Below are 2,253 nucleotides of genomic sequence, written 5' to 3'. Positions count from 1 at the left end.
CCCAGTCTGTCAATGGCAGGTGCATCATAGCGAAGCTGGGATGCTTTCTCTTCAACGGTCATCTTGGCAACAAGCTCTTTAGCACGCTTTCTTGCTTCTTGTCTGTTCATAGTATTCCCCTTTATTTATGTATGTATTACCCTATTTTCATCATTTGGCATTATTTATTCTCACATAGAGCAGGTTCCTATTTCTTACCATATTTTGCCTTCATCATCTTAATATTTGCGGATAGCGCTTTTGAGTGTGGAAGTTTCGTGAAAAGTCTGATAAAATCTATATTTGTAGCACTTTTTATACATAAAGTTTTCGAGGAGATATTGTATGGCATTTGAAGTAAAACACTTACAAAAAAAATTTGGGGAAAAACAGGCAGTGGAGGATCTCTCTTTTGAACTTGCCAGCCCAGGTGTCTACGCACTTCTTGGCACTAATGGCGCCGGTAAATCAACATCCATCCGTATGATGCTCGGCATCCTTGCAAAAGATCACGGAGAGGTTCTCTTAAACGGCGAGAACTTTGACACACGCAAGGTAAATGTTGGATATCTTGCAGAGGAAAGAGGTTTGTATCCTAAATATCCAATCATGGATCAGCTTCTTTATTTCGCATCACTTAAAGGTTTATCCACTGATGAAGCAATGGATAGGATCAAATACTGGGGAGATAGACTAAAGGTTACAGAATATCTTTTCCCAGAGAGAAAAAAAGGCAAAAAATTCAAACCAACTCTTGCAGACCAGCTGTCCAAAGGTAACCAGCAGAAGATACAGCTCATGGCTGCTCTTATCTCAGATCCTGAGTTCCTTATTCTGGACGAGCCTCTTTCTGGTCTTGATCCTGTAAACACAGATCTTTTCAAGAGCGTAATCCACGAAGAAATAGATAAAAAGAAATATATCATCATGTCCTCTCACCAGATGCCTGTCATCGAGGAATTCTGTGAAGACATCACAATCATGAACAGAGGTAAGGTCAAGGTTCAGGGTAACCTCAACGATATCAAGAAGTCTTACGGCCGAGTTAACCTCTTTGTTAAGTGCGATGAGGATATTACTGATACAATCAGCACTCTTGGCATCAAGGTTGTCAACGACACACCAGCCGGCGTTCAGCTCAAGGTAAAAGATGAAGCAGAAGCCAAGAACCTGCTTCGCCATCTTACAGATGCTGATAAATCCATCGTACATTTCGAGCTCAGAGAGCCTTCTCTTCACGAGATTTTCATTGAAGCTGTTGGAGAAGGAAATATAGAAAACGAGGCGGAGGAAACTGTAAGTGAATAAGAGTGAATTAAGAGGCTTTAAACAGGTCTTTGTATTCGAACTCCTTACAGGCCTTCAGAAGACTGGTTTTAAAGCTTTTCTGGGAATAGTATGTGCTATTGCCTTTTTTGCCACACCTATCATGGTCATTATCGGCAACATCAAATCCGGCAATAGTGAGACACCTTCAAATATTGAATCAGTATATGTATATAACGAAACAGAGCTTTCTATAGATTATAGTAACTTTACTGCTATGGACAGATATTCGAGCCTATCCTTTATCACGGATAATAGCGCATCCTTTGATGCTGCAGTAGAAAATCTCGAGAGCAAGCCTTCCAATAATGATCTTGTTGTTAAGGTTTCTTATGATGAAGAAGATGGCTTTGACGTGAACATTGTTCGTTCCAGCAAGTCCGGTATCGAGGATTCAGAGCTTGACACCTTCGAAAGTGATTTCTTTACTTTCTTCAGGGATGAGACATTAAAAAGTCTTGATATCAGCAGCGATGATTATGACTACATGTCAAAAGAGCTGAATGTAACCATCATGAAGCCTGATGATAAAGGCGCTTACACAGAGGATACTTCAAGATTTAGCTACGACGATTACATCCTTATTATCGGTGGTCTGATGTTTGTATTTATGTTCATCAACATGTCCGTAAGTACAGTAGCTACATCTATCGCCACAGAGAAATCATCAAGAGTTATCGAGTTCCTTCTCACAGGAACAAGACCTATTGCCCTGTTATCAGGTAAGATCGCAGCAAGACTTGTAGAAACTCTCATAATGACCTTTGCCGGATATTCCTGCAACTTCCTGTCACAGCTTGTGAGTGTGTTCCTGATAAGAGATACCAAGGCAGTATCAAACACCACAAGTAGCGTAGTTACAGTTTCAACCTTCTGGGAGACAATGACTCCTGAAAAACTGGTGGTTGCTGTATTATACTTCCTTGCTGGTCTGGCTCTTTTCTCAAT

At 40.6% G+C, this 2,253-nt stretch carries 2 protein-coding genes; both read left to right on the top strand.

Going from position 1 to position 2,253, the window contains the following annotated elements:
- Positions 1 to 324: 324 nt before the first annotated feature.
- Entirely contained in the window at positions 325 to 1,287 is a 963-nt protein-coding gene (locus IJI01_RS06805; RefSeq protein ID WP_292187771.1) for an ABC transporter ATP-binding protein, read from the top strand.
- The coding region (locus IJI01_RS06800; protein ID WP_292187768.1) for an ABC transporter permease at positions 1,280 to 2,253 on the top strand (974 nt) is incomplete at its 3' end. The genes IJI01_RS06805 and IJI01_RS06800, both read left to right, overlap by 8 nt.

The sequence above is a fragment of the Butyrivibrio sp. genome (assembly GCF_017433805.1).
In the GTDB taxonomy this organism is placed as follows: Bacteria; Bacillota; Clostridia; order Lachnospirales; family Lachnospiraceae; genus Butyrivibrio.
This window is presented reverse-complemented; position numbering and strand designations above follow the sequence as displayed.